The sequence below is a fragment of the Jeotgalibacillus sp. JSM ZJ347 genome (assembly GCF_044383825.1).
Taxonomy (GTDB): domain Bacteria; phylum Bacillota; class Bacilli; order Bacillales; family Jeotgalibacillaceae; genus Jeotgalibacillus.
The window spans coordinates 1,059,264-1,085,726 of the sequence record NZ_JBISEN010000001.1 but is presented as its reverse complement, the minus strand read 5'-3'; the positions used below and the strand labels follow the sequence as shown (position 1 = coordinate 1,085,726).

General features: G+C 43.5%; 23 protein-coding genes. 16 read left to right on the top strand and 7 right to left on the bottom strand.

The genetic code is table 11. The features are described from left to right. Positions 1-51 precede the first annotated feature (51 nt). Positions 52-618 (bottom strand): helix-turn-helix domain-containing protein, encoded by a 567-nt coding sequence (locus ACH6CZ_RS05505; RefSeq protein ID WP_374096402.1) that lies wholly within the window; start codon positions 616-618, stop codon positions 52-54. Between the two features lie 104 nt (positions 619-722). Between ACH6CZ_RS05505 and ACH6CZ_RS05500 the strand changes: the two genes are divergently transcribed. From ACH6CZ_RS05500 to ACH6CZ_RS05485, 4 genes are all read left to right on the top strand, one after another. Then, positions 723-1,442: an AzlC family ABC transporter permease gene (locus tag ACH6CZ_RS05500; protein ID WP_374096401.1), complete on the top strand. Its 720-nt coding sequence runs from the start codon at positions 723-725 to the stop codon at positions 1,440-1,442. Beyond that, entirely contained in the window at positions 1,439-1,741 is a 303-nt protein-coding gene (locus tag ACH6CZ_RS05495) for an AzlD domain-containing protein (RefSeq protein WP_374096400.1), read from the top strand. The genes ACH6CZ_RS05500 and ACH6CZ_RS05495 overlap by 4 nt, the downstream gene beginning before the upstream one ends. Before the next feature lie 67 nt (positions 1,742-1,808). Beyond that, positions 1,809-2,627 (top strand): YihY/virulence factor BrkB family protein, encoded by an 819-nt coding sequence (locus ACH6CZ_RS05490; protein ID WP_374096399.1) that lies wholly within the window; start codon positions 1,809-1,811, stop codon positions 2,625-2,627. Continuing rightward, the gene (locus tag ACH6CZ_RS05485) at positions 2,627-3,019 is read left to right on the top strand and encodes a thiol-disulfide oxidoreductase DCC family protein (RefSeq protein ID WP_374096398.1); all 393 of its coding nucleotides are present in this window, start codon (positions 2,627-2,629) and stop codon (positions 3,017-3,019) included. The genes ACH6CZ_RS05490 and ACH6CZ_RS05485 overlap by 1 nt, the downstream gene beginning before the upstream one ends. Here ACH6CZ_RS05485 and ACH6CZ_RS05480 read toward each other — a convergent pair. Together ACH6CZ_RS05480 and ACH6CZ_RS05475 are read right to left on the bottom strand one after the other, a co-directional pair. Then, complete coding sequence (locus ACH6CZ_RS05480; RefSeq protein WP_374096397.1) at positions 3,016-3,393, bottom strand: hypothetical protein; 378 nt, start codon at positions 3,391-3,393, stop codon at positions 3,016-3,018. The two genes, ACH6CZ_RS05485 and ACH6CZ_RS05480, sit on opposite strands and share 4 nt — an antisense overlap. 145 nt (positions 3,394-3,538) lie before the next feature. Beyond that, on the bottom strand, positions 3,539-3,778 hold the full coding sequence (locus ACH6CZ_RS05475) for an IDEAL domain-containing protein (RefSeq protein WP_374096396.1): 240 nt from the start codon (positions 3,776-3,778) through the stop codon (positions 3,539-3,541). 212 nt (positions 3,779-3,990) lie between these two features. On the opposite strand from ACH6CZ_RS05475, the gene ACH6CZ_RS05470 reads away from it, so the two are divergent. Continuing rightward, positions 3,991-4,629 carry a competence protein ComK gene (locus tag ACH6CZ_RS05470; protein WP_374096395.1) on the top strand — a complete coding sequence of 213 codons (639 nt, stop codon included), beginning with the start codon at positions 3,991-3,993 and terminating at the stop codon, positions 4,627-4,629. On the opposite strand, the gene ACH6CZ_RS05465 is transcribed toward ACH6CZ_RS05470, so the two are convergent. Then, a complete protein-coding gene (locus ACH6CZ_RS05465) occupies positions 4,569-4,964 on the bottom strand; it encodes a YhjD family protein (protein WP_374096394.1) in 396 nt (131 codons plus the stop codon). The two genes, ACH6CZ_RS05470 and ACH6CZ_RS05465, sit on opposite strands and share 61 nt — an antisense overlap. Positions 4,965-5,125: 161 nt before the next feature. Here ACH6CZ_RS05465 and ACH6CZ_RS05460 point away from each other — a divergent pair, with 161 nt between their 5' ends. From ACH6CZ_RS05460 to ACH6CZ_RS05410, 11 genes are all read left to right on the top strand, one after another. After that, complete coding sequence (locus ACH6CZ_RS05460; protein WP_374096393.1) at positions 5,126-7,105, top strand: S9 family peptidase; 1,980 nt, start codon at positions 5,126-5,128, stop codon at positions 7,103-7,105. 363 nt (positions 7,106-7,468) lie between these two features. After that, positions 7,469-8,173 (top strand): TVP38/TMEM64 family protein, encoded by a 705-nt coding sequence (locus ACH6CZ_RS05455; protein ID WP_374096392.1) that lies wholly within the window; start codon positions 7,469-7,471, stop codon positions 8,171-8,173. Further along, complete coding sequence (lepB, locus tag ACH6CZ_RS05450; protein ID WP_374096391.1) at positions 8,128-8,682, top strand: signal peptidase I; 555 nt, start codon at positions 8,128-8,130, stop codon at positions 8,680-8,682. Before ACH6CZ_RS05455 ends, lepB begins: the two co-directional genes overlap by 46 nt. 284 nt (positions 8,683-8,966) lie before the next feature. After that, a complete protein-coding gene (gene addB / locus ACH6CZ_RS05445; RefSeq protein WP_374096390.1) occupies positions 8,967-12,410 on the top strand; it encodes a helicase-exonuclease AddAB subunit AddB in 3,444 nt (1,147 codons plus the stop codon). Beyond that, the gene (addA, locus tag ACH6CZ_RS05440) at positions 12,407-16,075 is read left to right on the top strand and encodes a helicase-exonuclease AddAB subunit AddA (RefSeq protein WP_374096389.1); all 3,669 of its coding nucleotides are present in this window, start codon (positions 12,407-12,409) and stop codon (positions 16,073-16,075) included. Before addB ends, addA begins: the two co-directional genes overlap by 4 nt. A 32-nt stretch (positions 16,076-16,107) precedes the next feature. Beyond that, entirely contained in the window at positions 16,108-17,268 is a 1,161-nt protein-coding gene (locus tag ACH6CZ_RS05435) for a DUF418 domain-containing protein (protein ID WP_374096388.1), read from the top strand. A gap of 67 nt (positions 17,269-17,335) precedes the next feature. Then, positions 17,336-18,244: a fumarylacetoacetate hydrolase family protein gene (locus tag ACH6CZ_RS05430; RefSeq protein ID WP_374096387.1), complete on the top strand. Its 909-nt coding sequence runs from the start codon at positions 17,336-17,338 to the stop codon at positions 18,242-18,244. A gap of 443 nt (positions 18,245-18,687) precedes the next feature. Continuing rightward, positions 18,688-19,059 carry a YisL family protein gene (locus ACH6CZ_RS05425; protein ID WP_374096386.1) on the top strand — a complete coding sequence of 124 codons (372 nt, stop codon included), beginning with the start codon at positions 18,688-18,690 and terminating at the stop codon, positions 19,057-19,059. A 158-nt stretch (positions 19,060-19,217) separates the two neighbouring features. Further along, complete coding sequence (locus tag ACH6CZ_RS05420) at positions 19,218-20,732, top strand: phytoene desaturase family protein (RefSeq protein ID WP_374096385.1); 1,515 nt, start codon at positions 19,218-19,220, stop codon at positions 20,730-20,732. Beyond that, positions 20,729-22,207, top strand: a complete 1,479-nt coding sequence (locus ACH6CZ_RS05415) for a phytoene desaturase family protein (RefSeq protein ID WP_374096384.1) — start codon at positions 20,729-20,731, stop codon at positions 22,205-22,207. The genes ACH6CZ_RS05420 and ACH6CZ_RS05415 overlap by 4 nt, the downstream gene beginning before the upstream one ends. Continuing rightward, the gene (locus ACH6CZ_RS05410; protein WP_374096383.1) at positions 22,185-23,015 is read left to right on the top strand and encodes a phytoene/squalene synthase family protein; all 831 of its coding nucleotides are present in this window, start codon (positions 22,185-22,187) and stop codon (positions 23,013-23,015) included. Before ACH6CZ_RS05415 ends, ACH6CZ_RS05410 begins: the two co-directional genes overlap by 23 nt. Positions 23,016-23,144: 129 nt before the next feature. On the opposite strand, the gene ACH6CZ_RS05405 is transcribed toward ACH6CZ_RS05410, so the two are convergent. The 3 genes from ACH6CZ_RS05405 to ACH6CZ_RS05395 all read right to left on the bottom strand — a co-directional run bounded on the left by ACH6CZ_RS05405 (position 23,145) and on the right by ACH6CZ_RS05395 (position 26,432). Continuing rightward, positions 23,145-24,527 (bottom strand): ammonium transporter, encoded by a 1,383-nt coding sequence (locus ACH6CZ_RS05405; protein WP_374096382.1) that lies wholly within the window; start codon positions 24,525-24,527, stop codon positions 23,145-23,147. Positions 24,528-24,549: 22 nt separating this feature from the next. After that, positions 24,550-24,891 (bottom strand): P-II family nitrogen regulator, encoded by a 342-nt coding sequence (locus ACH6CZ_RS05400; RefSeq protein ID WP_039808417.1) that lies wholly within the window; start codon positions 24,889-24,891, stop codon positions 24,550-24,552. Between the two features lie 200 nt (positions 24,892-25,091). Continuing rightward, on the bottom strand, positions 25,092-26,432 hold the full coding sequence (locus tag ACH6CZ_RS05395; RefSeq protein ID WP_374096380.1) for an MATE family efflux transporter: 1,341 nt from the start codon (positions 26,430-26,432) through the stop codon (positions 25,092-25,094). Between the last annotated feature and the right edge of the window lie 31 nt (positions 26,433-26,463).

Here is a 26,463-nt window from a genome sequence, read left to right as displayed (position 1 = left end):
AAAAAGAAAGCTCATTGTTCCAAAAGGAAATGAGCTTTCTTTATGAGGCAGTTACCCTTTATTGTAGTGAATAACCATCTGACAGACTGTCCGCTGATCAGCTTTATTAAGATACTGATGAGTCTGATCAGCTTTGAAACGGATTGAATCACCGCTTTTAAGTATATAATCATTTTCTGATATTGTGATGGTCAGTTCTCCTTCGATGACTGTCAAATACTCTTCAACTCCGCTGCCATGACTTTCACTATGATAGGAACAACCGGTGTCGAGTTCGACTCTATAACCTTCCCACTGCCTGACAGGGTCAAAAGTAAAGATCGGATAGACACGGTATCGTCCATTATCTTCTTCGAGCATTTCGACTGCGTCAGCACGGATGACCGTGACATCACTTGCCGGGGTGGCGAGCAGTGAAGAAAAAGAAATTTTTAAGCCATTTGCAATTTTCCATATCGTTCCGACAGACGGGTTGGCATCTCCACGTTCAATCTGACCCAGCATAGCTTTACTGACACCTGTCAAAAGTGCAAGTCTGTCGAGTGAAAGGTCTCTATTCTTTCTGAGCAGCCGGAGATTACCACCGAGCTGTTTTTTTATTTCGTCCAAAAAATTCACCTCACCGGGTTGTTTATTATATTATACGAATGTACAATATAATAAAATTATCTCGTTGCATTTATTGTAAACGATTCGTGCTGAAAGAGAAAGGGGTATGATCAATGCAGATGGTTGCAGTCAGTGAACAAAAATCAGGCTTTAGAGCAGGCATGAAAGCGGGGACCAGTATTGCGGTCGGCTATTTGCCTGTCGCGCTTACTTTCGGGCTCCTTGCAAAAACAACCGGACTTACTTTATTTGAATCAGTATTAATGAGCCTGCTTGTTTTTGCGGGAGCAGCACAATATATTTCATTATCACTGATCGCAGCAGGTGCAGGTGCTGCTGTGATTATCTTCAATACATTTATTGTGAACATCCGGCACTTTTTAATGTCAGCTTCTTTAAATGAAAAGATGGAGCCTGAAACGCGGGCGAAGAAATCCATTTATGCGTTTGGACTGACTGATGAAACATTTACGGTGATTGCAACAAGGGAAGGGAAAACATCAACCGGCTTTGCGTTTGGCGTTATGCTGATAGCGTATGGCAGCTGGGTAATAAATACTGGGATTGGTCATGTCATTGGTGCAAGTCTGCCTGAGTTTTTGCAGCAGGCAATGTCCATTGCCCTTTATGCAATGTTTGTCGGTCTATTGGTTCCTTCATTGAAAAAGGAAATGAAGGTTGTTTACCTTGCCGGACTTGCAGCTGCGTTGAACAGCATATTTACATTGAGCGGTCTGCTTGATACAGGCTGGGCGATCGCTGCCTCAACACTGATTTCTGCGATTGCAGTTGAAATCGTGACAGGCCTCAGGAAAGGGGCTCGGCTGGAATGAATATGATTTTGATTATTATCGGGATGGCCATTGTGACGTATATTCCGCGGGTATTACCGCTGACTGTGCTTGAAGGGAAAGAGCTGAATCCATTTTTTCAGGGTGTATTAAAAAATATTCCTTATGCTGTACTAGGCGCACTCATCTTTCCCGGTGTTTTATTTATTCAGGATGATATCTGGTTTGGTGTTGCAGGCGCAGCCGCTGCGTTTGCCTTGGCATTTCTCGGTGCTGATGTGATGTTTGTCGTTCTTGGTTCTATTGTGTTTCTTTCTTTATATATGCTGATAGGAAGCTGACGGATTAATTTTTCTTCAATTAGGGAAAACATAAGGGCAGCCAGCAGATTTCTTGGAGGAGAAAGGAATGCTAAAAAACAGAATAAAGTATGCGGGAAGCCGCTTTTTCAAGGAAGGTTACTATGACCATGCTGCACAGACAGCCTATTATTTTATGCTGTCACTGTTTCCTTTTTTAATCATGGTGGTTTCAAGTACAAGCTTTTTACCGTTCACATCAACTGACTTAATTGAAGTAATCAGACCGTATGCACCGCAGGAAACATATGGACTTATTGAATCAAACTTAACTGCAATTCTCGATACAGAGCAGGGAACAATCATTTCAATCAGTTTCCTGTCAACAATGTGGCTTGCTTCAATGGCGATACAATCGCTGGTAAGATCGTTAACTGATATATATAAAATTAAAAGGCGTGAAAGTTATCTAAAGGGGATTGTCAGTGACTTTTTCCTGACAATCGGTTTTGCGTTGATTTTACCGCTGACCATTTTGATTCCTTTAATTGAAAATGTAGTGCAGCGCATTGCAGAAGAAACCTTTTTATTCGAAGCGAGCTGGTTAGTGTTATGGACCCCGATCAGGTGGGGTATTGGTACAGTCATTTTATTTATCTTCTTCTGGGTGCTTTACAGACATCTCCCTAAGCACGGGCTATCATGGAAGGACGTACTTCCGGGAGCTGTATTCGCCGTGATTTTCTGGCAGCTGATCTCTGAAGGATTTTCACTGTTTGTCGGCTACGGGAATTACCGCCAGCTATATGGCCAGCTGGCATCTGTTGTGATCATGATGATCTGGTTTTACCTGACAGCTGCAGTTCTTCTTTTTGGCGCACTGTTAAATGTATATGGTAAGGAAGGTAAGGAAAGGGGAAGTGGATAATGGCAGCTGTTGTATTATTTGATGGTGATTGCAATGTGTGTGACTGGAGCGTTCAGTTCATTATGAAGCATGACCGCGCCGGCTATTTTCATTTTGCATCACTGCAGGGTGAGGTTGGCCATAAAATGCGGACGACATTTGAGGTTCCTCCTATGATTGATTCAGTATTACTTGTTGAAAATGACACGCTTTATATGAGATCTGACGCCGCACTGAGAATATGCCGTTCACTGGATGGACCTGTTAAGCTGCTTTCACTGCTATTGATCGTGCCGCGGCCAATCCGTGATTTGGCTTATGATGCTTTTGCAAGAAACAGGTTTCACTGGTTCGGGAAAAAGCAGTCGTGCAAACTGCCGACGCCTGAAGAAAGACGCAGACTGATTGATTAGTCTGCGTCTTTTTTGTCACTTTGAATCGGTGTGTAGCTTTTGGTACGGAACTGATCTTTCATCAGCTGGATGCTTAAGATCAAACACAGCATACCTGTCAGCCAGATGAGTCCGGCAACACCGAGCAGAAAATGAATTTCATCAGATACATTTTCAACTGTCGGATCGTTAAAACCTCCGCCAAGGCCTATCCAGAATACAATATAAGCGATTATCGTCAGACCAAGGTGAGCAGCCAGCCATAAAAAGGCAGTTTTCATACGCGGAGCGCGTCGGATTGAATATAGTATAAAAATAATTGCTGCAAGCGCGGCTGCAACGAATCCCCATTCAATGATGAATAGAAACGTGCTGTTTAGTTCTTCAGTCAGCATGGGCGGGCTCCTTATCATGAATTATATTCGATAGGTCTATTATTCATGATTACTGCTCGAAATGCCACTCTGGAGGGGTGGCGATTTCATGACAAAAGTTGAACCCCCTGCATAATTTGTTGCCTGTCTGCAGGGGGCTCAAGTACTACACACCGTGTGTGTCCTCTAATGTATTTAATTCTGCTGAACACTTCATAAAAGCGTCTTGATCTTTGTTGTCTAACGCTTCATTAATAGCTGATACAAGCTGCTCCTTGCGATGACGGACAAGAATTTCATTTAATACCATGTCCACGTAAATTTCCATCATCGTCATTTCACTGGATTGTTTCTGAGGGACGGTTGACTCATTCATGAACTCTGCGAACGATTTGTTGTTTTCCATCTTCATCATCACCTCTGCTACTTTTTTTCATTATAGAGAATATCAGCGAGAATATCAACAGAAAGTTTCAAATTTTTAGACAATATAAACTTTTATATTGTTATATAGCTAAAATATCCGGAATAGGCCGAACATATTTGGAAAAATTTATGTATACTTTTGGAGATTGTATAGTGTATGATGATTCCATAATCATATAAAGGAGTGATAAAATGGAATTTATGACAGCTGCAGAAACCTACACAGTCAGTGCGAGTACAATGATTCTAGAACCGAAAATTGAAGGAGGAAGTTTGACGGGGACCATTATTTACGAAAAAGACAGGTCGCCTTTTACAGTCGATATGAAACCAATGGAGATCATGGAGCATTCCTGCCTGTATTATTTTTCATCCTACGAAGGACGTAAAATCTCATCAAGATTCCTCACAAGCTTCAGCCACAAACCTCCCATTGTAGTCGATCCGATATCAGATATTTATTTTTTCTCCACTCATTCTGATTCAAATAAAAGTAACTACTGGATTGCGATGAATCACGTAGTCAGTATTGAGAAAAATGATGATCTTAACAATGAGACAAAACTCACTCTATCAGGAAACAGTATCATCACACTCCCAATCTCAAAGCGAGCCACTCACCTGCAGTACTTAAAAGCTTCTGTACTATCCCTCAAGCTTAATCAAAATATTAACTCTATACGTGAAAAAACAGAAGATACCTACAAAACGGAGCTGAGCAAGAAGCGCTTCGGATTCGCAGAGTATCTTGAAAGAATTGAACACGCAGATCAGGACCGTATCAACCCCGATGATGGCGGCGACATGGACTTTAACCGTCCAATTAAATAATACCTCAGCAGGTTCTCAACGTGATTTCTGATCCTCGGATTAAAATAGTTGTGCTGCTCTTCATACCCCTTATACACAAACAGATACATCGTAAAAGCTTCATCGGACTTTAACTTAACCACCTTCATGCCGTGATCTCTCATATACTTTTTCAAAGTCACAAGCTCACGCTGAACAGCAATCATTGTTTCTTCAATTAACTCAATATAAGGTCTGGGGAGCTTAACACCACTCTTTTCAATCACAATCTGATCACGTTCAAGAACCTTCAGCACCATCGGAAGATAAAAAGCATTCTCCAGCCGGTCCCGGTCCTCAGTTGGAATCTTTGTCACTGAAATCTCCTCCTGTAAAACGAACATGTGTTCTATATTATTTTACACAGATTTTTTCAATATACAACTGTTATTTGTTTGCATTATTCACAAAAAAATCTGATAATAGAACAAGCGGTTATCTCGAAAACCGAAATATCTGATTCACCGGAGGAGATTTCATGACACACAAGCGCAACATCACAGCAGAAGACCTGTATAAAATTGAATCACTCACAGACCCTAGATGGTCACCGGATGGCAAACATATCTTATTTGTCAAAACACATATTAATGAAGAACATACATATTCATCAAACTTATTTTTATATGATCAGGAAAACGAAGAGTTGAACCAGTGGACATATGGAGACAATAGAGTATCCTCACCTAGATGGTCACCGGACGGCAGGAAAGTAGTATTCGTCTCAAACCGCTCCGGAAAAAACCAGCTCTACGTTTTACCGGTAAGCGGCGGGGAAGCGAAGCAGGTAACAGAGACAGAAAACGGAGCAGGTAATCCTGTCTGGTCACCATGCAGCGGCAAACTCGCATTCACGGTATCTCTTGAACCGGAAGACGCACTGAATGAAAAGAAGAAAAAAGAAGATGACGATAAAAAGCTGAAGCCGTTTGTAACAGATTCAATGAAATACAAAGCGGACGGTGCAGGTCTGCTTGATGATAAAAAGCAGCAGATCGCCATCATTGACCTGCAAACAGAAGAGCTGAACCAGCTGACAAAAGGAGAAGACAGTTATTCACCCTTAGCCTGGTCACCGGATGGAAAGCAGCTTGCTTATGTAACAGATGCAGATACAAAGGATAAAGACTTTTCATTTAACAATGAGCTGTATCTCTATAACCCTGAAGATGACACAAAAGTGCATATTCAGACGGCTGAAGGGTACGTTGGATTTGCTGCGTGGTCACCGGACGGCGGACATCTTGCATTTACAGCATCAGGCAGAACATACGAAAATGCTACGCACAGCGAACTCTGGATATGGAACCAGGCATCAGGAGCAGCTGAGTGTCTGACAGAAGGAATTGATGCACCTGTCGGAGATTACGCGATTGGTGATATTCAGCAGGGAGCGAATATGCCAGGCGCTGTCTGGGCTGACAATAACAGCCTGTACTTTGTCATTACTGATCAGGGCAATGTCAATCTGTATTACGCATCAATTGATGGTGCCGTGTATCCGGCCTATGAAGGGAATCACCACGTCTACGGCTTTGATGTGCACGGCGATTCACAACGAGTAGCTGCTGCGATCAGTACAACGGAGAATCCAGGTGACCTTCATGTGATTCATGTTCCGACAGGAGAAGCAAAACAGGTGACAAATGTAAATCAGCAGCTGCTTGACGAGGTTGAAATAGTCGCGCCTGAAGCAGTCTCTTATGAAAGCACAGACGGTTATACCGTGCACGGCTGGTTCATGAAGCCTGCAGGTTATAAAGATGGAGAAAAAGCACCGATGATTTTAAATATTCATGGTGGTCCTCATGCGATGTATGCCAATACGTTTTTCCATGAAATGCAGCTGCTTGCATCTAGTGGTTATGCAGTACTCTATACAAACCCGCGCGGAAGCCATGGCTACGGCCAGACTTTCGTTAATGCAGTCAGAGGTGACTACGGCGGAGGAGACTACCGCGACCTGATGGCAGCAGTGGACGGCGCACTTGAACAGTTTGACTTCATCGACCGTGACCGGCTCGGTGTCACAGGCGGAAGCTACGGCGGGTTCATGACAAACTGGATCACAGGTCATACAGACCGCTTTAAAGCAGCAGTTACACAGCGCTGCATCAGTAACTGGATCAGCTTCTACGGCGTCAGTGATATCGGCTACTACTTCAGCGAGTGGCAGATCCAGGCAGACCTTGGCGATATTGATACACTATGGAAGCACTCACCGCTTGCCTATGCTGATCAGATCAAAACGCCACTGCTGATCATGCACAGTGAAAACGACTACCGCTGCCCGATCGAACAGGCAGAGCAGTTATACATTGCACTGAAAAGAAAAGAGAAAAAAACGCGCCTGGTCAGATTTCCGGAATCAGACCACAACCTGTCCAGAACAGGTAAACCAGAACTCAGACTCGAAAGACTGAACCACCTGACAGGCTGGATGAATGAGTATATTTAAATAATCAAGTTTAATGGATATAATATATTTTACTTGTATAGCTGCCATTTCACTTTATAAGTGAGGTCACAGTGTAGCGGAGCGGAGGGCGGCGACTCCAACGGGATATGACGGACAGGTGAGACCCCGCAGGCGCAAAGCGACGAGGAGGCTCACCGCCGTCCCCGTGGAAAGCGTCCGCCCGAAGCGTAGCGAAACGGTTCCAAAACCCGAGACATCTTCGTCCGGGTTTTTATTTTTCATTTGTCATAGTTTGTACAAAACAAAACAAGGGAAAAATATAGCCGTAATAGGCGGTATTTTCCGAATTATGCTATACTGATAAAAAATAGCCGTCAGTCTATAGACCAGAGGAGCGTTTGAATGACGTTGGAAACTCTAGAAGCATGGTTTACACTCGAAAATCTTCGTGAATTAATTGCAGAGTATCGGGCATTCGGACCGCTAATCGGCTTCCTGCTGCCAGTGATCGAAGCATTTCTGCCTTTCCTGCCGCTCGTCGCTTTTGTAGTGGCGAATGCAAATGCATATGGGGTGCTTTTCGGCATACTGCTCTCATGGGCGGGTGCTTCAGTGGGCGCGTTAATGGTCTTTTGGCTGCTCAGACGCTTTGGCCACCTCAGGCTGTTTTACTTCTTAAGTAACCAGAAGCAGATCAGAAAACTCACTACCTGGGTGGAACAGCATGGATTCGGTCCATTGTTTCTGCTCCTGTGTTTTCCATTTACACCGTCAGCACTTGTCAACGTGGTAGCGGGCCTGTCCCGTATCAGTTTCATACAGTATATGCTGGCTGTTGTAACAGGGAAACTCGTGATGATTTCTACGATTTCATTCATCGGTGCAGACATCGTCTCACTGATACGGGAACCGGTTAAAACAGCGATCGTGCTTGGCGTCATTGTTGTCTTATGGCTGGTTGGAAAAAGAGTAGAGAAAAAGATCAATAAAAAAATGGAACGTGACATATTGATGCACGAGCGTCATAGAAAGTCTGCCGGGAATGAAAGGTTGGAGAATAGATGGAATCGTGGAAAAAAGAAAGCTTCGAATGGCTCAAAGCATTAGCAGTAGGAGTCGTGATTGTACTGGTAGTCCGCATTTTTCTTTTTTCAAATTATGTGGTAGAAGGTGCATCCATGCAACCGACGCTGCAGGATGGCAACAAGCTTGTTATTAATAAAATCGGATATCAGATTGGCGATATCGACAGGTTTGATGTCATCGTCTTTCATGCAAATGAATCAGAAGATTACGTAAAAAGAGTCATCGGGCTTCCAGGAGATGAAGTCTCTTATGAAGACGATCAGCTTTATATAAACGGAGAATACTACGAAGAACCATACCTTGAAGAATTCCGCACAGAAGAAGGGCGCCTGACTGGTGACTTTACACTCGAAGAAATTCCCGGAGGACAAATAGAAGTGCCTGAAGGACAATTATTTGTCCTCGGAGATAACCGTCAGGAAAGTCTGGATAGCCGCATAATCGGCTTCATCGACCAGGACTCAGTCGTCGGCAAAGTAAACCTCAGATACTGGCCGCTAAATGAACTGGATGTAAGATTTTATGAATAATCATTTTCAGTGTGACGGATACATGCGGAGCTGACCCTCGGAGAGCAGGACGGAGACTCCCGCCCCAGGAAGGGACAGGTGAGACCCCGGAAGGCGAAGCCTGAGGAGGCTCACCGCCCGGGGGCAGGAAAGCGCAGTCCTGATCGGAGAGGTTCAGCGGTTACTGAATGAGAATAAATGAAAGAGCTGTCCAATTGGATGGCTCTTTTCATTTTCCCGTCACTTTTCATTAACCCCAAATTGTAAGATAATAGCTATATGCAAACGATAAAGGAGGCACAATCATGCCGCTGATGATCAAAACAGGACGTTCCGGAACCGGTAAAACAGATCACATCATAAGTGAAATCACCGCTAAAGTCAAAAGCGACCCGTCAGGTGATCCCATCCTACTGATCGTACCTGAACAAATGACCTTCCAGTCAGAATACCGCCTTGCGCTTGAAACCGGTGGAATGGTCAGAGTGCAGGTGCTGAGCTTCACCCGCCTCGCTTGGAGAATTCTGCAGGAAACAGGTGGCGCCACCCGTATACATATTAACCACACAGGAGCAAGCATGCTCGTCAGAAAGCTGATCAACGAACAGAAGGAACAAATGATTATGTTTGGACGTGCAGCCGGAAAGCACGGATTTGTCGGTCACGTTGAAAAAATGCTGACAGAGTTCAGAAGATACTGCATCCAGCCTGCGGACCTGCTTGAAAAAACAGCTGAAATCAGTGAAACGGCACCCAAAGCACTACTTGATAAACTGAAGGATATTGAACGGATTTATTCAGGATTTGATGAACAATTAAAAGGCCGTTACATAGATTCAGAAGATTATTTAAGACTGCTTGCTGAAAAGATAAAAGACTCATCGCTACTCAGCCGTGCAGATATCTACCTTGACGGCTTCCACAGCTTTACACCCCAGGAATATCTGGTCATTGAAAAACTGCTCGAACAGTCTAAGTTAATCACAGCAGCAGTAACGGCGGACTTGAACTCTCCTGATCCACTGTTGTTCAGACAGACAACGGATACTGTCAACCGTTTAAAAGATATAGCAGAAGAGACAGGAGAAAAAGCAGAGGTCAAGCAGTTAGAAGACAATGCTAAGTATAAAGGGAAAGGGCTGTCGCATTTAGAGCAGTCATTTGAGAAATTCGGATCAGCTTATGATGGTCCGGCTGATATGACGATCATTGAAGCCGCCAACAGAAGAGCTGAAACTGAAGCTGTCGCCCGGGAGATCAGAAAGCTTGCGCGGAATGAAGGCTACCGTTATAAAGATATCGCGGTGCTGACCCGTAACGGTGATGCGTACCATGAAATCATTGAACCTGTTTTTAAAGACTATGAAATTCCATATTTTATAGATAAAAAGAGAACGATGCTGAACCATCCGCTGATTGAATTTATTCGTTCTGCACTCGAGACAGTGACAAAGCACTGGCGCTATGAAGCAGTTTTCAGAGCGGTAAAAACAGAACTTTTCTTCCCGGCAGAAGCTGATCATGATCTGCTCCGGGGGCAGATGGACAGACTTGAAAACTATGTGCTTGCACAGGGAATTCACGGCGACCGCTGGCAAAAGGAGTTCTACTACAAGCAGTTCAGAGGACTCGATTTTGTCAGAGTTCCGCAAAATGAAGAAGAAAAGCTGATTCAGGATGACCTGAACGCAGCGCGCGAAATGATCACAGCACCAATTGACCAGTTTGAAAAGCGCCTGAAAAAAGCAGGGACTGTCCGGGACTATTGCGAGGCTGTCTTTATGCTATTAGAAGAGCTGGAAGTTCCATTGAAGCTTGAACAGATGTCAGCAGCGGCTGAAGAAAAAGGAGACGTTGAATCTGCAAGAGAGCATGATCAGGCATGGGACGCTGTTGTAGAGCTGCTTGATCAGTTCGTGGAAATCACCGGAGACGACAAAATGCCGCTTCAGGAGTTCAGTGACATTCTTGATTCAGGTATGGAAACACTCGAGTTTTCTCTTGTACCACCTTCCATTGACCAGGTGATTATTGCAGACCTTGAACTCTCAAGGCTGCCGGCAGTATGTGCATCATTTGTACTTGGTGTTAATGATGGCGTAATGCCTGCTAGAATGCAGGATGACGGAATTTTAGCAGAAGATGACCGGATTTTTATGGAGCGGGCCGGCATGCATCTTGCACCGGGGACCCGGGAGAAGCTGCAGGATGAAGATTTTGTGGCCTACCGTGCGTTTACATCCCCATCTGAAAAGCTTTATATCTCCTATCCACTTGCGGATGAAGAAGGGAAGTCGCTGATTGTCTCTCCTTATATCAATAAAGTAACAGGAATCCTGCCGGAGCACCGGCTGATGCTCGCTGTGAACGATCCGGTTGAAGTACCTGGATCTCAGCAGCTCGATTATATCTGTCATCCGCTTCCGACGGCATCATTTATGACGTCACAGCTTCAGCAGCTGAGAAAAGATTATCCAGTAGAAGATATTTGGCGTGATGTTTATAACTTTTATGTGACAGACCCTTTCTGGAAACAGGAGAGCAAACGTATTTTATCGGGCTTATTCTATGAAAATGTAGCTAATCCGCTTTCAAGAGGCACGGCGGAAAGTCTGTACGGCAGCTCAATGATGGCAAGTGTGTCGCGTATTGAGCGGATGAACAGCTGTGCGTTTCAGCACTTTTCAAGTCACGGTCTGAGACTCCATGAACGGAGTATATTCAGGCTTGATGCGCCGAATATTGGAGAGCTGTTCCATGCAGCGCTTAAATGGATTTCTGAAGAATTACTGCATAAAGGGATCAGCTGGAAGAGCCTGTCACAGCAGCAGTGTGCTGAACTTGCCCATCAGGCAGTCAGTCATATCGGTCCGCAGCTGCAGTATGACATTTTGAACAGCTCCAATAAATACCGTTATATCGCGAAAAAGCTTCAGGCGGTGATTCGCCAGGCGTCCTATATCTTAAGTGAACATGCAAGAGCAGGAGACTTTGAACCACTCAGAGTGGAACTTGGGTTCGGCCCGGGACAGGAGCTGCCGCCGCACCAAATTCTCTTGAGTGACGGGGATACAATGTCACTTCAGGGAAGAATTGACCGAGTGGATCAGGCAAGAAGTGAGGGTAAAGTTTATTTAAGAGTCATTGATTACAAGTCCAGCGTGAGAGATCTTGATTTTACTGAGATGTATTATGGACTTTCGCTACAAATGATGACATATCTTGATGTAGCAATGACAAATTCATCAAAGCTTGTTCAGGCAGAAGCTGAGCCTGCAGGCGTACTATATTTCCACCTTCACAACCCGGTTGTGAAGACAAAAAAACCAATGAGCGCTCAGGAAATGCAGGATGAGCTATTGAAAAAGTATAAAATGAAAGGCCTTGTCCTTGGAGATCAAGAAGTCGTCAGGCTGATGGATATGACACTTGAAGAAGGAAACTCTTCAATTATTTCTGCGGGTCTTAAAAAAGACGGGACGCTCCGATCGAATTCAAAAACAGCGAGCAGGGATCAGTTTGATCATATGAGAGCCCACACACGCTCCATGTTCCGCTCAGCTGGAGATAGAATCAAAGCGGGAGATGTATCAATTGACCCTTATGAATATAAAAAAAGAACGCCGTGCCAGTTCTGTTCATACCGTTCTGTATGTCAGTTCGATCCGGCGCTTGAGAAGAATAAATACCGTTCACTCAGAACGAAAAAGGCTGAAGATTTAACGAAGGAAGGAGGAGACGTCAGATGATTCCGGTAAAACCTGACCATGTCACATGGACGGATGAACAGTGGCGTGCCATTTTTGAAAAAGGCAGTGACATTCTTGTTGCCGCAGCAGCGGGTTCAGGGAAGACAGCTGTGCTGGTTGAAAGACTGATTCAAAAAGTACTTGATACTGATCAGCCGACTGATATTGATGAACTTTTAGTCGTAACATTTACAAATGCATCTGCTGCTGAAATGAAGCACCGTGTAGGCGAAGCGCTTGAAAAAGCACTAACTGAAGACCCTGAATCCAGACATCTCAGAAAGCAGCTGACACTCATTAACAAAGCATCTATCTCAACCCTTCACTCATTCTGCCTGGAGGTTATCAGGAAATACTATTACCTGATTGATATAGACCCGGGCTTCAGAATTGCAGATGATACAGAAGCCGAGCTTTTAAAAGATGAAGTGGTGGAAGAAGTACTTGAGCAGGAGTACGGAGTTCCGGATAACCATTCATTTATTGAACTGGTGGAAGCCGTAACAAATGACCGGAGTGATGATGCACTGCATCAGATGATCAGAAAGCTTCATACGTTTTCACGCTCACATGCTGACCCGGATACGTGGCTTGATGGGATTGTGTCGCTGCATAAAACAGAAAACGTCCAGATTGATGACCATCCGCTTGCAAACTATGTCCTGTTTCACGTCCAGCTTGAAGCTGAAGGCGCGATTGAACTGATTAACCTTGCGCTCGATGCTGCACGTAAGCCAGGTGGACCATATCCGAGAGCAGCGAACTTTGATGATGATCTCAGACAGCTGAATGAAATTCGTCATGCTGCAGGATGGAAAGAAGCAGAAGCGGCAGTTTCCTCCTTTTCAATGGGCAGGCTGAAGCCATGCAAAGGTGATGACTTCGACGAGGAGCTTGTAGAACAGGCGAAAAAGTGGCGTGACCAGGCGAAGAAAATGATGAACGATTTAAAAGACGGATTTTTCGTCAGAAGCCCTGAGCAGCTGCTTGAGGATATGAATCAGATGACAGGCAGACTATCAACCCTTGTAGAGCTTGTCAGAAAGTTTGAGAAAGCATTCAAGGCTGCAAAAGAAGAACGCGGACTGGTAGATTTTAATGACCTGGAGCACTTCTGTCTTGAAATCCTGCGCGATCCTGCTACAGGAGAACCATCTCAGGCAGCCTATCACTACCGAAATCAGTTCAAAGAGGTCCTTGTTGATGAGTATCAGGATACCAATATGGTGCAGGAAACTATTTTGCAACTAGTAAAATCCGGCGGTGAAAAAGACGGAAACCTCTTTATGGTAGGTGATGTAAAACAGTCCATTTACCGTTTCAGACTTGCTGAACCAAATCTGTTTCTCGGGAAGTACCGGACATTCCAGCAGGAGGGAAGCGGTCAGAAGATTGATCTGGCTAAAAACTTCAGAAGCCGTCCTGAAGTGCTTGATGGGGTCAACTTTATATTCCGGCAGATCATGGGGGAAATGGTTGGTGAGATTGATTACGATAAGGATGCAGAACTGATTCCGGGTGCGCCGTATCCGACAGATATTACAGTGCCTGTCAGATTCACAGTGATCGATCAGGCAGATGAAGATGCGCCAGAAGAAATGCCTGAAGAAGTGATGGATGAAAGAGAGCTTGAGCGTTCAACGCTTGAAGCACGCTATATGATCAAAGAAATCCGCAGCATGATTGATAGCGGAAGACAGATCTATGATGTGAAAAAGAAGCTCTACCGTCCGCTTGAATACAGGGATATTGTTATTTTAACGAGGTCAATGACCTGGACGCCTGACATCATGGATGAATTCAGACAGGCTGGAATTCCGCTGTATGCAGATCTTTCAACCGGTTATTTTGATGCGACAGAAGTGGCGATTATGGTATCTCTATTAAAAGTAATTGATAATCCGATTCAGGATATTCCGCTCGCATCAGTTCTCAGATCACCGGTTGTCAGATGTACCGAAGAAGAGTTGGCAACAATTCGAAAAGCGGATCCAAAAGGCTCTTTTTGGGACGCGCTTAACGCGTATATGTCGTCAGGTGATGATAACGCTGAATTGAAAGAAAAGTGTTCGATGTTTTTAATTTCTCTTAGAAACTGGCGGGCGCTTGCAAGAACCGGTGCAGTGTCAGAACTTGTGTGGCAGCTGTTCAGAGATACGCAATTTTATGACTTTGTCGGCGGACTTCCCGGTGGTAAACAGCGGCAGGCAAACCTGAGAGCACTTTATGACCGCTCCAGACAATATGAATCAACTTCTTTCCGTGGACTTTTCAGGTTTTTAAGATTTGTAGAACGGATGAGAGACAGAGGCGATGATCTTGGAGCTGCGAGAGCACTCAGTGAACAGGAAGATGTCGTGCGTCTGATGACAATTCATAAAAGTAAAGGGCTTGAGTTTCCGATCGTCTTTATGTCAGGAATGGCAAGGCAGTTTAATGAGATGGACTTAAGAGGGAGCTACCTGCTTGATAAAGATTTTGGTCTGGCCCTATCTTTTGTGGATATCGAAAACAGAATCAGCAGTACAACACTTCCTCAGATGGCATTTAAAGAGAAGAAGCGGCTTGAAAACCTGGCTGAGGAGATGCGTGTGCTTTATGTGGCTATGACAAGGGCGAAAGAAGAGTTGATTCTGATTGCGACCGTCCCCGATGCTGAAAAGCTGAAAGAAAAGTGGTCATTATCCGGGTCATATCAGTCATGGCTGCTGCCTGATTTCACAAGAAAAGGCGCAAAAACATATGCAGACTGGATCGGACCGGCACTCACGCGTCATCCGCATGCCATCCATTCCGTTTCTTCCGGACTGATTGAAGATTCTTCAGTATGGGATATGCAGCAGCATCATAAGCAGCTATTCGCTGAGGAACAGATAAAAGAGGAATCTGCTGCGGAATGGCTCACACACGTTAAGAATCATGAGACGGTTCCCGGACAGAGTGAGCACCGTGAAGATATCCTGCACCGTCTGAAGTGGCACTACCCGTATGAAGAGGCAGCGATGGTTAAATCAAAGCAATCTGTATCTTCAATTAAGCGACAGCATGAAACATTTGACGAAACCGGTGCAGATTCAATCGTCAAACCTTCAAAGAAATTGTACGACCGTCCTGCTTTTCTTAAACAGGAGAAAATGACGGCTGCAGAAAGAGGGACAATCATGCATACAGTGATGCAGCAGGTGCCCCTTCAAACCGTGCCTGGACGTGAGGAAATACACTCATTAATCGCGGGCCTTGTGGTGCGTGAGATCTTAACGGAAGAGCAGGCAGAGACAGTCAGAGTGAATGATGTCACTTCATTTTTTCAGTCAAACCTTGGAAAACGTATGATTCATGCAAAAGATGTCCGTCGTGAAGTGCCATTTACATATGCTGCAACACCTGCTGAAGCAGGGATTCAGCTGAATGTGGATGATCCGGTATTAATTCAGGGGATTGCAGATTGTCTGTTTGAAGATGAGGACGGCCTGGTCCTGCTTGATTATAAAACAGATTACGTGGACCGCTCAGATCCTGATGTAAAAACAAAACTTACAGAACGTTACAGATTACAGCTTTCACTTTACAGACGGGCGCTTGAAAAAAGCTTAGACAGAAAAATTGATGAAGTATATCTATACTTTTTTAATGCAGACTTAACAATCAAACTAGAAGAGAACTGACCTGAATAAAAGGTCAGCCGGAGGGATATGTTTTGAGTTTACAGCCGATTGACTCACAGCAGAGAATGCAAAACCTTGATGTGATCAGAGGATTTTCTCTGCTCGGTATTTTTATTGTGAATATGATTTCATTTCACTCACCCTTTTATTATTACGATCCATACTCATGGTGGGGTGATTCGATTAACAGACCGACTCACTGGTGGATTGATGTATTTGTACAGGCAAGCTTTTACCCGATTTTTGCCATGATGTTTGGAGCGGGTCTTGCCATTCAATTTATGAGAGCTTCTGAAAAGAATTCAGCATTTACTTCATTTGCAATCAAAAGGCTTGTCATCCTGCTTGGGATCGGGATCACCCATGCGTTTTTAGTCTGGTCAGGCGATATTTTGATTACGTATGCTGTAACCGGCTTTATTCTGATCTGGATGCTGAAGTTGAGCGGTACAATGCTGCTGACGCTGGGCTTTATTATTTACCTGTTACCGCAGGGGCTGTTAACGGGCATTATGTTTTTTGCATCAATGGTCGATCCTACTTCAGTTACGTATTTCAGTTCTGTACAGGGTATTGAATCCTCAGTTGCAAACTATGGAAGCGGAACTTTCACACAAATATTCGGTCAGCGTCTTGATGACTGGCAGTTTGCAAACGACCCGGCAGCATTCGTATCAATCATCATCGTGATATTGCCACTTATGATGATCGGGGCAGGTGCTGCTAAGTTAAATATATTTAAGCGCGCCTCTGAAAAGAAAACATTGCTGGGCATATTAACTGTATTGTTCCTGGGGCTCGGTATCGCTTTGAAAACTTCACCTTTCTGGGGTGAAAAGAACCTTGCATATGTCTTTTTGCAGGATTACATCGGGGGACCACTTGTTGGAATGGGGTATATGACATTACTCCTGCTGGTGATGACAGTCCCTGTATCGCTCAAGCTGCTTCAGCCATTAGCAAAAACAGGGCGTATGGCATTAACGACCTATCTGACACAATCCATTATTGGAACGTTAATCTTCTATAACTATGGATTCGGTCTGTATGGAGAAGTTACGCTAATGACAGGTACATGGATTGCACTCTTAATTTTCGCTATGCAGGTCATCTTAGCAGAGATCTGGTTATCAAAATTCAATCGGGGACCCGTTGAAACATTATGGAGAAAACTGTCGTATTCCAGAAAATAAAACTGTAAGAATAGAAGAAAAAATGTATAATAGAAGGACAATTCAGATTTTAAGGAGTGTACATTCAATGAAATTTCTATCTTTCCGTTTTGAAGACAAACTACTTTACGGCGTAAAAGTAAAGCGAGAGGAAGCAGCATGGAATATCGTAAGAATTCATAAAGAGCTGATTCCAAATGAAGACGTACCTGCAACACTGCTTGAAGGTATTCAAAGCGGAATGGAATTACAGGAGACAGTGAGAAAATGTATTCGTGCAGCTGAAGAAAGTGATCACGTTTCACGTTATAAAGTGAAATTTGAAGATCTAGTCTGGGAAGCGCCGGTACCGCGCACTCCTAAAAATGTAATGTGCATCGGCAAAAACTATCGTGACCATGTCCTTGAAATGGGAACTGAGAAAGATCTCCCTGAAGAACTGGTTGTCTTCACAAAGGCATCTACTTCAATTACAGGGGATAATGCATTAGTTCCATCATATGAAGAGCTGACTGATCAGCTTGACTATGAAGGTGAACTGGCCATTGTGATTGGGAAAAGAGGAAAGAATATTCCTGAAAAGCAGGCAATTGACTATGTATTTGGCTACACAATCATCAATGACATTACTGCAAGGGATCTGCAAAGCAAACATAAACAGTTCTTCCTTGGAAAAAGTCTTGATGAAACATGCCCAATGGGTCCATTCCTTGTATCAAAAGATGAAATTCCACATCCTCATAAACTGAGTATTGTAACGAAAGTGAACGATGAAATCAGACAGGACGGAAACACATCAGATATGATCTTCTCAATTGAAGAAATCATTTCTACACTGTCTAAAGGTATGACACTTGAACCGGGTGACGTAATAGCAACCGGTACACCAGCCGGCGTAGGCAAAGGCTTCAACCCGCCGAAATTCCTTAAAAAAGGCGACCAGATCAAAGTTTCTGTACAAGGAATTGGCACATTGACGAATGAGATTGGTGAATAATGATTATAATGAAATAAGTGAATGAGTTTAAGAGGCTGAGGCATAGTAAATATGCTTCGGCCTCTTTAATCGTTTCGCTGCACTTAGATTTTAATAAAAAGGTTGAAGCCTATCGGTTTGACGAAATCTCTTTTGGATAGGGGAGATTTAATATAGATGGCACCACAATTTAATCATCTTATCTGGACAAATCTCAGCTGGTCCTTTCTGTGGAGGGCGGAGACTCCCGCCCCGGTAAAGCACAGGTGAGACCCCGCAGAGCTTTAGCTCGAGTAGGCTCACCGACCGGGGGCAGGAAAGCGCAGTCCTCCAAGGAAAGGACCGGCGTTATGAAAGATAATCTATGATAAAATTCATCACTCCGACAATGTTTTCAGCGACCAGCTTTAGGGAATATGGTAGCATATAGATAGTTCGGTATTTAGTTTCAGGGAGGTTAGGGAATGTTAGATAACACACACTTACACATTACAACATGGGTACTTGGAATCGTGCTTTTCTTTATTGCGCTTGCGCTAATGAAGGGAGCTAACGCAAAAGGTGCTAAAATTGTACATATGATTCTGCGCCTGATGTATGTGCTAATCATCTTCACAGGAGGCTGGTTATTTTTCCAGTTCTCATCAATTGATGCAGCGCTATACGGCGTGAAATTTTTACTTGGAATTCTAATGATTGGCTTTATGGAAATGATTTTGGTACGTACAAAAAAACAAAAATCTGTAAAAGTTATGTGGATACTATTTGTCATTGTGCTGCTTGCTACACTGTACTTCGGGTTCAGTCTGCCAATCGGTTTCGATTTCCTACGTTAAAAAAGTCGCTTACTCAGCGGCTTTTTTCTGTATAAATGAACCACCATATTCAAAATTGTTTTCAAACCGACACCTGTGTATACTATAAACATCAACTATCTGTATAATATTTGAACAATCTATGTACAATGCAAACGATTGAGGATGGAGGCTGTTTTATGACCCGTTCAATTGCAATTATAGGGGCTGGACCAGGTGGACTGGCAGCGGCAATGCTGCTGGCTTCAAAAGGTTATGAAGTAAACGTATATGAAAAACATCCGTTTGTCGGAGGAAGAAATAGTTCTTTTACAACGAACGGTTATACATTTGATGTCGGTCCGACATTTTTGAGTATGCCTGAAATTGCTGAAGAGATTTTTCAGGAGACAGGGAAAAACCTTCACGATTATGTTGATCTGATTGAACTGCCGATGATGTATGAGCTGGTATTTAAAGATAAGAATGTAAAAATGTATAGAGACCCTGACAAAATGAAGGAACAGATCAAAACATATTTTCCGGGTGATGAAGAAGGCTATGACCGGTTTATGGACGACACCCGCAGAAAAATGGATGCGCTCCGTCCGATCCTTCAGAATAAAATGGACCGCTATACTGACTACTTATCACTCAGAGTACTGAAAGCCCTGCCTCAGCTTTCGCTTGGAAAAAGTCTTTATGATGTATTAAGCAGCTACTTCAGACACGAAGAGCTGAAGCTGGGTTTTACATTTCAGGCGAAATACCTTGGGATGTCGCCATGGGAGTGCCCGGGTGCATTTTCGATTCTGTCATTCATGGAGCATGAATATGGCATTTTTCACCCGAAAGGCGGGGTGAATCAGCTCTCAAAAGCAATGGCAAAGGCTGCAGAAGAGCTTGGTGCAAAAATTCACATTGGAAATGGAGTCAAGCAGCTTCATATTAACAGCCAAAAAGCAGTAACCGGATTTGAACTTGAGTCAGGCGCGCAGGTTGAGGCAGATGAAGTAGTTATCAACGGTGACGTTTCTCATGTCATGACGAACCTGGTTAAAGGAAACCATCTTAAAAAGTTCAGTGAGCCACAGCTGAATAAAAAGAAATACTCCTGCTCCACTTTTATGATTTACCTTGGCGTGGACAAAGAATACGACCTTCCGCACCATACAATTTCATTTGCTGAGGATTATAAGAAGAATGTAGAAGAAATCATGCAGACACAGCTGCTGTCTGATGATCCATCCATTTATATTCAAAATGCTTCAGTAACAGATCCTACGCTTGCACCTGAAGGTAAATCTGCCTTATACATTCTGGCACCTGTTCCGAATAACCTGAGCGGGCTCGATTGGGATCAGCAGGAGCAGACATTCAGAGACCTTGTGCTTGATTCAATTGAAGCAAAAACACAATTTAAAAATCTCAGGGACCATATTGAGGTTGAACGTATTATCAGCCCGAAACACTGGGAAATTGATTTCAATGTTTTCAAAGGGGCGACGTTCAGTATGGGACATCAGCTCAGTCAGATGATGGCACTGCGTCCTCACAATAAATTTGAAGAACTTGAGCATACGTGGCTTGTTGGCGGAGGGACTCACCCCGGAAGCGGACTGCCGACCATTTTGGAATCAGCTCGTATTACATCAAATCTTCTTATGAATGAAAAAAGAAACCACGTCAGAAATGAAAGTGGTGAGGCTGGATGAAAGTTTCAATTATAGGCGGTGGAGTAGGTGGCATGATGTCTGCACTCCTTTTAAAAAGAAAAGGGTTTGATGTCACACTTTTCGAAAAAGAAAATCAGCTTGGTGGCCGTCTTGCTTACCATACACATGGTGAGTACAAAATTGATAAGGGTCCGACAATCGTTCTATTACCAGAGATGCTTCAGGGATTACTAGATGAAGCTGGTGTACCGAGAAAAGATTATGAATTGATTTCATGTGACCCGCTGTATGATCTGCATTTTGTAGATGGAACGAGTTATACGAAATATCGTGATAAAGACGACCAGCTGGCTGAGATCAATCGCGTGTTCCCTGGAGAAGAAGCTGGCTACCTGCGATTTATGAAGGATATGAAAATGAGGTTTGATGAAGGGAAACCTAAATTTCTCGAGCAGTCATTTTTGAAGCGGTGGGATGCGCTTCAGCCTTCAACAATCAACTCACTGCGTAAATTAAATGCTTTCAGATCAGTCTCAAAACAGCTGCATACTTATTTTAATGATGACCGTCTAAAGACAGCTTATGCGCTGCAGACATTGTATATCGGTGGCAACCCATTTCAGACTCCTGCGATCTACTCTTTAGTCTCATATAGTGAGCATGAGCACGGAATTTATTATTTTAAAGGCGGATATGCAGGACTTGCAGAAGTGCTGGAGAAGAATATGATTGATGCAGGTGTCCGGATTATAAAAGGTGTGAATGTTGAAAAAATTTCAATCCAATCTGGTAGAGCGGACGGTGTCCTGTATAATAGTAAGTACGAACCATCAGATGCTGTGGTATTGAACGGGGACTTTCCGGTTGCTGGAAAACTGGTGAATAAGCAGGGGCGGCAATATCAGCCTTCATCAGGATGTCTTCTTATGTACATGGGAGTGGATGGTACTTATCAGGAAAAAAAGATGCATCAGTTTTATTTGAGTAAGAACTTTGAACAAACGATGAATGAGATTTTTAAAGAGAAGAAAATTCCTGAAGACCCTTCCTATTATGTATTTAATCCTTCGGTTGCGGATAACAGTCTGGCGCCTGACGGTAAAAGTGTATTATACGTACTCGTGCCGGTGCCAGCAGAAATTGCAGAAGACTGGCAGGAAGTTAAAAATGAGTTAGCTGAAAAGATTCTAGATGCGATGGAACAATCCGGATTTAACTCGCTGAGAGAACGGATTGAATGGCTGGATATCAGAACGCCTGAAGAAGCAAAAAAGGAAGGGTTATACGCTGGCGGAAGCTTTGGTATAGCACCTGCATTATTTCAGTCAGGTCCATTCAGACCGCAGTTTCAGCCTTATCCGGACCTCGCAAATGTATTCGCAACCGGTGCTTCTACTCACCCAGGTGGCGGTGTACCGATTGTCATGCAGGGTGCTAAGCTCTTAGCTGATGGGATGGACAGGAAGTATAATAGAAGGGAGAGATCAGCAGATGGAACTGGCAAAAGCCTATAAGGAATGTGAAAAAGTAATTAAACTCCATTCAAAAACGTTTTATCGTGCCTTTTCAATGCTCCCCGCTAAAGAAAGAAAAGCAGTGTGGGCGATTTATAACTTTTGCAGGACAGTCGACGATATTGTGGATGAAAGCGAAACACCTGAAGCAGAGCTTGCAGCCTTTGAGGCAGACTTTGAGCGTTTTTTAGAAGGAGAGAAGCTGGAGGATGCGTGCTGGATCGCGCTGGCTGACGTTTTCAAGCGCTACGATATGAATGTACAGGCCTTTAAAGATATGGTGAAAGGGCAGAAGATGGATCTTTCTCACAGAACGTATCATACAACTGATGATGTGCTGGATTATTCTTATCATGTAGCAAGTACGGTTGGTCTGATGCTGCTTCCGGTGCTGGCTCCTGAAAATGAGAAGAGACTGAGAGATAGTGCTGTAAAACTCGGTTATGCCATGCAGATTACAAATATCCTGCGTGATGTGGGAGAAGATTTGGATCGCAAGCGCGTGTATCTGCCTGCTGAAGTCATGACCAGGCACGGCTATGATGAAGCGCTGCTCTTTGAAAAGCAGGGTGGGGAAGCATTTATTAATACATGGGAAGAGATGGCTGTGATGGCGGAAGGTTACTATGATGAAGCGATGGCAACTATTCATCTGTATCCACCTGCAAGCAGAGTACCTGTAAAGGGAGCAGCGGTTTTATACCGTGCGATTCTTGATCAGGTCAGAAAGAATAACTATAATGTATTTTCAGAGAAGAATTATGTACCAGTCAGTGAGAAAGATAAATTGCTATCATCTTATCAATAATAAGAGCATCCGCCAATGAAGCGGATGCTCTTTCTATTGAACGGGTGGGCTGTCCTTTTTGAAAGACCATTTAAAATAAAACTAAAAGCACCCGCCGGATAAGGCGGATGCTCCAGTTTTATCGACCTTTTATACGCTCTCTTTTAAAACCTTTTTCTTCTTGCCTGCTTTACCTAGTTCATCAAGGCGTTCTACTAAGCTTCCTGAAAGTGCCGCGTTTCCAGTAGAAGTTGATGAGACAAGAGATTCCTTCAACTCGTAAGCATTTGATCCGTGCTCAGCGTAATCAAGTCCTGTGATTTCTTCTTCACGTGATACGCGGATCCCGCCAAGAGATTTCAATGCGAACACAACAGCGCTTACCGCAAGACCAGTCCAAAGGATTACTGCACCAACACCGATTGCCTGAACGCCAAGCAGTGCAGCGCCACCGCCGTAAAACAGACCGTTCGCTGTATCGAAAAGTCCAACGGCAAGCGTACCCCAGATACCACAAATACCGTGAACAGCAATTGCACCAACCGGATCATCTTTCTTCAGTACCACATCAATGAAACGGATACCTTCAACAAGAATAACACCTGCCACAAGACCAATCACAACAGCGCCAACTAATGATACGTTCGCAGTACCTGCAGTAATACCGACAAGTCCACCAAGTGCACCGTTCAGTGTAATAGAAGGATCAATCTGTTTGAATCTGATCTTTGTATAAAGTGCAGAAGCAATGACACCAGCAGATGCTGATAAAAGAGTTGTTGAAATGACAATTGGTACCAGTGTCGGATCAGCTGCTAATGAGCTTCCTCCATTAAAACCGAACCAGCCGAACCAAAGGATGAATACACCGAGTGCACCAATTGGAATATTGTGTCCTGGAATTGCATTGACTTTTTTACCTTCATATTTACCAATACGTGCTCCAAGGAAAGCAACTGCAGCGAATGCGCCAACAGCACCAGTTAAATGAACGACAGTGGAGCCGGCGAAGTCTACGAATCCAAGCTCAGAAATCCAGCCGCCGCCCCATACCCAGTGACCAACGACCGGATAGATCGCACCTGTCATCAGGATCGTAAGAATTAAATAACTGCTTAATTTCATTCTTTCTGCTACAGCACCTGAGATAATTGTTGCACATGTCGCTGCAAATACAGCCTGGAATAAGAAGAAACCGACGTCTTCTACACCTGACAATGCAAACCCTGTTGTTCCGAAGAACCCATTAGAGCTTCCGAACATAATGCCATAACCGACCAGAAAGTAAAGGACTGAGCCGATTGAAATCGTCAAGATATTTTTAAGTAAGATATTCAGTGTATTTTTAGCGCGTGTAAAGCCTGATTCAACCATTGCAAACCCTGCATGCATAAAGAATACTAAGATTGCTGCAATCATTACCCACATTGTATCTAATGAAAATTGGACACTTTCAGCTGTCACTGGTGCAGCATAAGCGCTTGTTGTTACAAGGCTTCCAAGTGCCGTTATTGATAAGATTTTCTTCTTCATGATTCTAACACCTCCGGATTTTTTAAAGGACAGCCTGTCTTCCGCGTTCACCACTTCTGATTCTGATGATTTCTTCAATAGGAGAGATAAAGATCTTACCATCCCCGACTTCGCCTGTCGCGCATGCTTCAATGATGGCATCGACAATTTCATCTGTCCGGTGTTCTTCTGTAACCATTTCTACTTTAATACGGGAAACAAGAGGGAGTTCATAAGATGTTCCTCTGAAAGCACCTTTTTTTCCTTTTTGGTTACCACAACCCGCAGCTTCGAATACAGTAAGTCCATTAATCCCAAGATGAACCAGCTTTTCACGTAATTCCTGAAAAACCTCCGGGCGGACAATGGCTTCAATCTTTTTCATTTTTATCCTCCTTGTTTTCGATGTGAGGTATTCTTCCATCGGTTTTGCGTTAGGTTTCCTCACATGAAAGTTATTATGTTTATAATAATATTCAGAAAATTAAACAATTGCAAGTGTTTTTTTAAAAAAACTGCTTTTTGTGTGAGGTTTTCTAACATGAAAAAAGCCCTCACATGAGTGAGAGCTTCAATGAAAGCGTTTTATAGCTGAGCAAACTTTTTTTGAATCCAAATGCGTGATCGCCATCTTCTTAACATTAGGATTCCTCTTAACCATTCATCTAATATAAAAGCAATCCAGATGCCGATCAGTCCCAGACCAAATACAATGCCCAGTAGATAAGCGAAAAATACTGCGACACCCCACATGGATAGAATTCCAATGTAGACTGGGAATTTCACATCACCTGCGGCTCTGAGGGAGTTAATCATGACAAGATTAAAACTTCTTCCAGGCTCTAAGATCATTGTGAGATAGATCAGGATCGAGCCTAAGAATAGAATATCTTCATTTTCTGTAAAGATTCCGAGCAGCGTTTCTGAGAAGATCGAGAATAATACAGCCATTCCAAAAGAAATATATATTGCGATCTTTAAGCTTTTAATCCCGCGTTTATAGGCTTCCTCAATTTTTCCGGCACCTACCATATGACCAATCAGTATCTGACTCCCCTGGCCGATTGATATGGCAAATAGAAAAATGAACATCATAATATTCAGCGTATAGACTCTGGTTGTAATCGCTTCTGTTCCGAGTGATGCGATGAATGCTGTAATAACAAGCTGAGACGCATTATAAGATAGCTGTTCACCCGCAGAAGGCACGCCGATTTTCAGCAGGTTTTTTAGATGCGAGAAGGGAAGCTTGAATAAAGAAGCGAATGGCAGCCCGCCATCAATACGCTTTATTAATAGAATAAACAAAACAATTAATCCTAAAAGTCTGCTGATTGCAGTAGAGTATGCAACACCCTCAACGCCAAGTACGGGAAAACCGAATGCGCCGAAGATGACAATGTAATTCCCTATGACGTTCACTATGTTCATACCCAGTGTCACAAACATTGCATCTTTTGTGAAACTGTAGCTTCGGAGTACTGCACCAAGCGTCATGATAACAGCCTGAATAAATGAAAGTCCGCCAACGATCTGCAAATAAATCGTTGCTTCAGGCAATAATTCGGGAGGCAGATCCATCAGCAGCAGAATTCGATCATCAAAAATAATAATCAGCACACTTAATATCAGACTGAATGCGAGGTTGGCCGCTATAGATACAACGGCAATCTCAGCTGCGCTTTTTTGTTTTTCAGCACCTAAGTACTGTGCAACGAGAATAGAAGTACCTGTAGCGACAAATCCGAACATCACGATGATCAGTGCAAGAATCTGATTGGAGATTCCAACTGCTGCAACACTGTCATCTGAATATTGACTGAGCATCAGTGTATCAGCATTACCCATTAACATATGAAGTGAAATCTCAATGAAAATTGGCCATGTCAGCGCGAACAATGTTAATTTTTTTGTGGAGCTTTTCAAGATTGACCCTTCTTTCCGGTTTACACAATCA